General features: G+C 71.8%; 6 protein-coding genes. 3 read left to right on the forward strand and 3 right to left on the reverse strand.

The window, feature by feature from the left end:
* Positions 1-79: 79 nt before the first annotated feature.
* The 3 genes from AB0B61_RS56285 to AB0B61_RS56295 all read left to right on the forward strand — a co-directional run bounded on the left by AB0B61_RS56285 (position 80) and on the right by AB0B61_RS56295 (position 2304).
* Positions 80-478, forward strand: coding sequence for a hypothetical protein (locus AB0B61_RS56285; RefSeq protein ID WP_358450321.1), 399 nt, complete (start codon positions 80-82; stop codon positions 476-478).
* Between the two features lie 41 nt (positions 479-519).
* Positions 520-879 carry a nuclear transport factor 2 family protein gene (locus AB0B61_RS56290; RefSeq protein WP_358450322.1) on the forward strand — a complete coding sequence of 120 codons (360 nt, stop codon included), beginning with the start codon at positions 520-522 and terminating at the stop codon, positions 877-879.
* A 132-nt stretch (positions 880-1011) separates the two neighbouring features.
* On the forward strand, positions 1012-2304 hold the full coding sequence (locus AB0B61_RS56295) for an MFS transporter (protein ID WP_358450323.1): 1293 nt from the start codon (positions 1012-1014) through the stop codon (positions 2302-2304).
* Positions 2305-2317: 13 nt separating this feature from the next.
* On the opposite strand, the gene AB0B61_RS56300 is transcribed toward AB0B61_RS56295, so the two are convergent.
* The 3 genes from AB0B61_RS56300 to pheS form a co-directional block, all read right to left on the reverse strand.
* Positions 2318-2551, reverse strand: coding sequence for a hypothetical protein (locus AB0B61_RS56300; RefSeq protein WP_357654690.1), 234 nt, complete (start codon positions 2549-2551; stop codon positions 2318-2320).
* Between the two features lie 168 nt (positions 2552-2719).
* Complete coding sequence (locus tag AB0B61_RS56305; RefSeq protein WP_358450324.1) at positions 2720-5275, reverse strand: phenylalanine--tRNA ligase subunit beta; 2556 nt, start codon at positions 5273-5275, stop codon at positions 2720-2722.
* Positions 5275-6173 (reverse strand): phenylalanine--tRNA ligase subunit alpha (pheS, locus tag AB0B61_RS56310; protein WP_358450326.1); only part of this gene is annotated, 899 nt, incomplete at its 5' end. The genes AB0B61_RS56305 and pheS, both read right to left, overlap by 1 nt.

Raw genomic sequence — 6173 nt, forward strand, 5'->3', positions numbered from 1 at the left:
CTCTGGCGTAATCGCGGCGCCCACACCCCCGCTGACATGGTTCTCATGTCCGAACGAACCGCTCGAAGGGAGCGCCGAAATGACCGCCCTCACTGTGACCGACCGGGCCAGGTTCCTGCGCCTGGCGCTGGCCTCCGACGCCGTCGTCACCGGTGTCAACGGGCTCGTCTACCTGGCCGCCGCCGGTCCCGCCAGCGACCTGCTCGGCCCGGACGCGGGCCTGCTCAGGGCGATCGGCGTCTTCCTTCTCGCGTACGGCGTGGCGGTCGGTCTGCTGGCCCGCCGCCAGGCGATCAGCCCGGCGGCGGCCAAGGCCGTGATCACGCTCAACGCCGTCTGGACCCTGGGCAGCGTGGCCGCCGTGGTCACCGGGGTGACGGAGTTCACCACGCCCGGCGCGGTGTGGGCGATCGGCCAGGCGATCGTGGTCGGCGTCTTCGCCGAGCTGCAGATCATGGGCCTTCGCCGGCTCCGCTAACCCTCCCCCTCCTTCGATACCACCTGAAAGGTAGAAAAATCATGAGCAACGAACTGGTCGAGCGCTACATCGCCGCCTGGAACGAGACCGACGCCGACGCCCGTGCCAAGGCCGTGGCCGAGGTCTGGACCGAGGACGCCACCTACACCGACCCGCTGGCCGAGGTCTCCGGGCACGCCGGGCTCGCCGCGCTGATCGAGGGCGCGCAGGGCATGTTCCCGGGCTTCGTGTTCAGCCCCGGCGAGGTGTACGACGCCCACCACGACATCGCCCGGTTCACCTGGCACCTGGGCCCGGCGGGTGAGGAGCCGGTGGTGGTCGGGTTCGACGTGGTGCAGCTGGCCGCGGACGGCCGGATCGCCAGGGTCCTGGGCTTCCTGGACAAGGTGCCCGCCGCCTGAACACGGCTCCGCTGGGCCCCCGGAGACACTCCGGGGGCCCAGCCTTGTGCCGGATAAACCGCTTGCCCGCGCCACGGGCCGCACGATAAACCGTTTGCCCGTGCCAAGGTCCACAACGCAGAATCAGACCTCGTGGTCGATCAACTGAAACGCCTGCTCCGCGGGCTGGCGCCCGACCTGGGTCCGCTGCGCGACTCGCGTGACTATCGGCTGCTCATGACATCGGGTGTCATCACGATGTTCGGCACGTTCATCACCATGGTCGCGGTGCCGTACCAGATGAAGGAGCTCACCGGCTCCTACGTGGCGGTCGGTCTGGTGAGCCTGGCCGAGTTCGTGCCGATGGTGGTGTGCGGGCTGTGGGGCGGCGCCATCGCCGACGCGCTCGACCGGCGCACGGTCATTCTGCTCAGCGAGCTGGGGCTGATGGTGACCTCGGGTCTGCTCATGGTCAACTCGCTGCTCCCCCACCCGCAGATCTGGGTCCTCTATGTGGTCGGCGCCCTGGCGATGGGCATCGGCTGCCTGCAGCGGCCCAGCCTGGAGGCGCTGATCCCGCAGGTGGTCAGGCACGAGCAGCTCGCGGCGGCCGCGGTGCTGGCCAGCCTGCGCTGGAACCTCGGCGCGATCGTCGCCCCGGCGCTCGGCGGGCTGCTGGTGACGGCGTTCGGCACGGCCGTCGCCTACGGCCTCGACACGGTGAGCTTCGTCCTGTCCCTGGCCTTGCTCTGGCGGATCAAGGCGGTTCCGCCCGCCGAGGACGCCGCGCCCGCGTCGCTGCGCTCGCTCGTGGAGGGCGTGCGCTACGCGGCCGGGCGGAGCGACCTGGTCGGCACCTATCTGGTCGACATCGCCGCGATGCTGTTCGCGATGTCGACGGCGCTGTTCCCGTTCCTGGCCGACCAGCTCGGCGCGCCTCAGGCGCTCGGGCTGCTCTATTCGGCGGGTGCGGTGGGCTCCCTCGTGGCCTCACTCACCGGCGGCTGGACCGCGCGCGTACACCGCCAGGGCATGGGCGTGATCATCGCCGCGACGCTCTGGGGCGCCGCGATGGCACTGGCGGCGGTGATCCCGAACGTCTGGGCGATCTTCTTCTGCCTCGCACTGGCCGGAGCGGCCGACATGATCAGCGGGATCTTCCGCATGACGATGTGGAACCAGACGATCCCGAGCGAGCTGCGGGGCAGGCTGGCCGGAATCGAGCTGCTGTCCTACGCCAGTGGTCCGATGCTCGGCAACGCCCGGGCCGGGCTGATGGCGCAGTGGGGCGGCGCCCGGTTCTCCCTGGGCGCGGGCGGCGTGCTGTGCGTGGCGGCGGTGGCCGGGCTGGCGGCGGTGCTGCCGAAGTTCCGCGGGTACGACTCGCGCACCGACGAGCACGCGCTGGCCGAGAAGACCCGCCGAGAGGGCCGCCTCACCGCCTGAAGGCACGCTGTGGTCAGCCCGGCTCGCGCCAGCCGTCGTGGTCTTCCACGAGGGCGTCGACCTCCGGCAGGCCGCCCTCGTCGAGCCCTTCCAGGACGACCAGCCACTGCGCGTCCTCGGCGTCGTCCTCTCCGGCGAGCGTCTCTCGTACCACCTGGGGTGTCCCCAGCGCGGGGAACCGCTCACCCAGCGCCTCCGCCACCTCTTCGGCGTCGTCGCGCTCGGCGAACACCAGCAGATGCCTCATCTCCGGCCTTTCATGCGTGCGGCCCGGCACGCGGGACTCATGCGCAGGGTCGCGTACGCCGGACTCATGCGCGAGTCCCGGCACGCTCATGCGTGAGGTCCGGTACGCCGGACTCATGCGTGAGGTCCGGTACGGCGGACCGTACCGGACCTCGTGGCGACTTAACGGTCAGGCGCCGCGGAGCTGGGCGCCGACGCGGTCGGCGGCCATGGCCACGGCGGCGTCGCGAGCCGCCGTCGTCTCCTCCACCGTCAGCGTGCGGTCGGCCGCGCGGAAGCGCAGGGTGTAGGCGAGCGACTTGTTGCCCTCCCCCACCTGCTCCCCCGCGTAGACGTCGAACAGCCGGATCGACTCCAGCAGCTCGCCCGCCCCGTCACGCAGCGCCGCCTCCACGTCGGCGACCGGCGTGAAGTCGGGCACGATCAGCGCCACGTCCTGGGTGGCGACCGGGTAGGACGAGACGGCCGGCGCGTCGACCGGACCCGGCATGGCCGACTCCAGCTTGGACAGCTCCAGCTCCATCGCCGAGGTGCGCGGCGGCAGCCCGTAGGCCTCGGCGACGCGCGGGTGCAGCTCGCCTGCGTGGCCGACGAGCGTGTCGCCGACGTAGAGGGCGGCGCACCTGCCGGGGTGCCACGGTTCGTGCTGGTCGGCGATGACCGACAGCTCGACGCCCGCCTCGGCCGCCACCAGCCGGGCCGCCTGTACGGCGTCGGCCCAGCACTCCTGGCGCCCCTGGCCCCACCAGCCGGACCGCTCGAACTCGCCGGCCAGCACGACCGCGACCCGGTGCGGCTGGTCGGGCAGAGCGGTGGCGATCGAGGCCAGCTCGTCGTCGCTGGGCCTGCGCTCGACACCCAGCACCGGCGCGGTGTCCGGCGCTCCCTCGCGTGGCCGGTAGACCGGCCCCGACTCGAACAGCGCCACGTCGGAGAAGCCCCGCCCGGCGTTGCGTACCAGGGTCTTGAGCAGCCCGGGCAGCAGCGTCGTGCGCAGCAGCGGCTCGTCCTCGGCCAGCGGGTTGGCCAGCCGCAGGGCGCGCCGGCGCGCGTCGTCGGCGGGCAGCTGCAGCGCGTCGAAGTCGCCCTCGCTGATGAACGGGTAGGCGAGCACCTCGACGTAACCGGCGGCGGCCAGTGTGCGGCCGACCCGCCTGCGCAGCCGCTGTCCCTCGGTCAGTCCGGCTCCGGCCGGAGCCTTGGGCAGCACGGAGGGCAGGCGCTCGTAGCCTTCGAGGCGGATGACCTCTTCGGCCAGGTCGTTGGGGTCGGTGAGGTCCGGCCGCCAGGACGGCGGGGTGACCGTGAGCATGTCGTCGCCGGTGACGGCCAGCTTGGCCGCCAGCTCGCCGCCGGTCACGACCCCGGTCGGGTCGACGCCGCCCCTGCGCACGGCCGGGTCGTCGCCGTCGGTCACGACGCAGCCGACCTGCTCCAGGCGGCGTACGACGGTCTCCTTGGCGTAGGGCACGCCGGCCACGTCGCCCGGATGGCTCGCCGGAATGGCGATGCGGGCCGGCTCGACGTCGACCTCGGCGTGCGTCAGGCCCGGTCGTACGGTGGCGCCGCCCAGCTCGGCCAGCAGGCTCACCGCCCGCCACGAGGCGACCAGCGGCAGCTCGCGGTCGACGCCGCGCTCGAACCGCTTGGACGCCTCGGACACGAGGTTGTGCCTGCGGGACTCCCGGGAGATGCCGGTCGCCGAGAAGTGCGCGGCCTCGATGACGATCTCGGTCGACTCGCCGGAGATCTCGGTCTCCAGTCCGCCCATCGTGCCCGCCATCGAGATCGGGCCCGACTGGTCGGTGATCAGGATGTCGTCGGGGTCGAGCTCGCGGGTGACGTGGTCGAGCGTTTCGAGCCGCTCGCCCTGCCCGGCCCGGCGTACGACGATCTCGCCGGTGAGCGTGGCCCGGTCGAAGGCGTGCAGCGGCTGGCCGAGCTCCAGCATCAGGTAGTTGGTGATGTCGACGGCCAGCGACACCGGGCGCATGCCGGCCCGCGTCAGCCGTACGCGCATCCAGAGCGGGCTCTGGGCGGCCGGGTCGAAGCCGGTGACCTCGCGCAGCACGAACCTGTCGCAGGCGGTCGGGTCGCCGATCGAGGCGGGCCACGCCTGCTCGTCGGCGGCGGGCAGCTCGACGTCGGCGGGGTCGTGGAAGGGCACCTCGAACGCGGTCGCGGCCTCGCGCGCCACGCCCCTGACCGACAGCGCGTAGCCGATGTCGGGGGTGATCTCCAGCTCGATCACGTCGTCGCGGAGCCCGAGCAGCTCGACCACGTCGGCGCCGATCGGCGTGCCGGCGGGCAGGACCATGATGCCGCCGTGGTCCTCGCCGAGCCCGAGCTCGCGCTCGGAGCAGATCATGCCCTCGGACAGCCGCCCGTAGGTCTTGCGCGAGCCGACCTCGAAGCCGCCGGGCAGCACGCCGCCCGGCAGCACGACCGGTACGCGGTCACCGACGGCGAAGTTGGTGGCGCCGCAGACGATCTCGCGCGGCATCGCCTCGCCGACCTCGACCTTGCAGTGCCTGATCGGCTTCTTGAAACCGGTCAGCTCCTCGATCTCGAGCACCTCGCCGACCACGACGTTCTTCACGTCGTGGCCGTGGGAGGTGATCGACTCGAGCTTGAGCCCGGCCGCGGTGAGCTTGTCGGCCACCTCTTGAGCGGTGACCGCCGGGAGATCGGCGTGCTCCCGCAGCCAGGAGAGCGGGACCTTCATCAGATCTCCAATCCGAACGGAAGCGTGAAGCGCACGTCTCCCTCGACCATGTCGCGCATGTCCTCAGCGTTGTGGCGGAACATCAGGGTGCGTTCGATGCCCATGCCGAACGCGAAGCCCGAGTATGTCGACGGGTCGACGCCGCAGGCGATCAGCACGCGCGGGTTGACCATGCCGCAGCCGCCCCACTCGATCCAGCCCTCGGACTTGCAGGTGCGGCACGGCGGGTTGCCGGGGATCGCCGAGGCGCCGCGGCAGACGAAGCACTTGAGGTCCATCTCGGCCGACGGCTCGGTGAACGGGAAGTAGTTGGGCCGGAACCTGGTGGTGATGCCCTCGCCGAACATGACCTCGGCGAACCGGTCGAGCGTGCCCTTCAGGTGGGCCATGGTCAGCCCCTCGTCGATCGCCAGGCCCTCGACCTGGTGGAAGACGGGGGTGTGGGTGGCGTCGAGCTCGTCGGTGCGGAACACCTTGCCCGGCGAGATGACGTAGCACGGCGCGCCCCGCTGCAGCAGCGCGCGGATCTGCACCGGCGAGGTCTGAGTGCGCAGCACCATGCCCGACTCGGTGGACTCCACGAAGAAGGTGTCGTGGTCGGAGCGGGCCGGGTGGTCCTTGGCGATGTTGAGGGCGTCGAAGTTGAACCACTCGCCTTCGAGCTCGGGGCCCTCGGCCACTTCGTAGCCCATCGCGACGAAGGTGTCGGCGATGCGCTCCTGCATGGTGGTCAGCGGGTGGCGGGCGCCGCGCGGCTGCCGGTCCCACGGCAGGGTGACGTCGACGGCCTCCTCGACGAGCACCCGGGCGTCGCGCTCGGCCTCCAGCTCGGCCTGCCGGGCGGCGAGCGCCTCGTTGATCGCCTTGCGGGCGCCGCCGACGCGCTTGCCGGCCTCGG

This window comes from Nonomuraea sp. NPDC049158 (assembly GCF_040648335.1).
Lineage (GTDB): Bacteria > Actinomycetota > Actinomycetes > Streptosporangiales > Streptosporangiaceae > Nonomuraea.

Excerpts from the sequence above, each read along its gene's own strand:
- AB0B61_RS56285 (WP_358450321.1), top strand. The coding sequence starts at position 80 with ATGACCGCCCTCACTGTGACCGACCGGGCCAGGTTCCTGCGCCTGGCG.
- AB0B61_RS56290 (WP_358450322.1), top strand. The coding sequence starts at position 520 with ATGAGCAACGAACTGGTCGAGCGCTACATCGCCGCCTGGAACGAGACC.
- AB0B61_RS56300 (WP_357654690.1), bottom strand. The coding sequence starts at position 2,551 with ATGAGGCATCTGCTGGTGTTCGCCGAGCGCGACGACGCCGAAGAGGTG.
- AB0B61_RS56305 (WP_358450324.1), bottom strand. The coding sequence starts at position 5,275 with ATGAAGGTCCCGCTCTCCTGGCTGCGGGAGCACGCCGATCTCCCGGCG.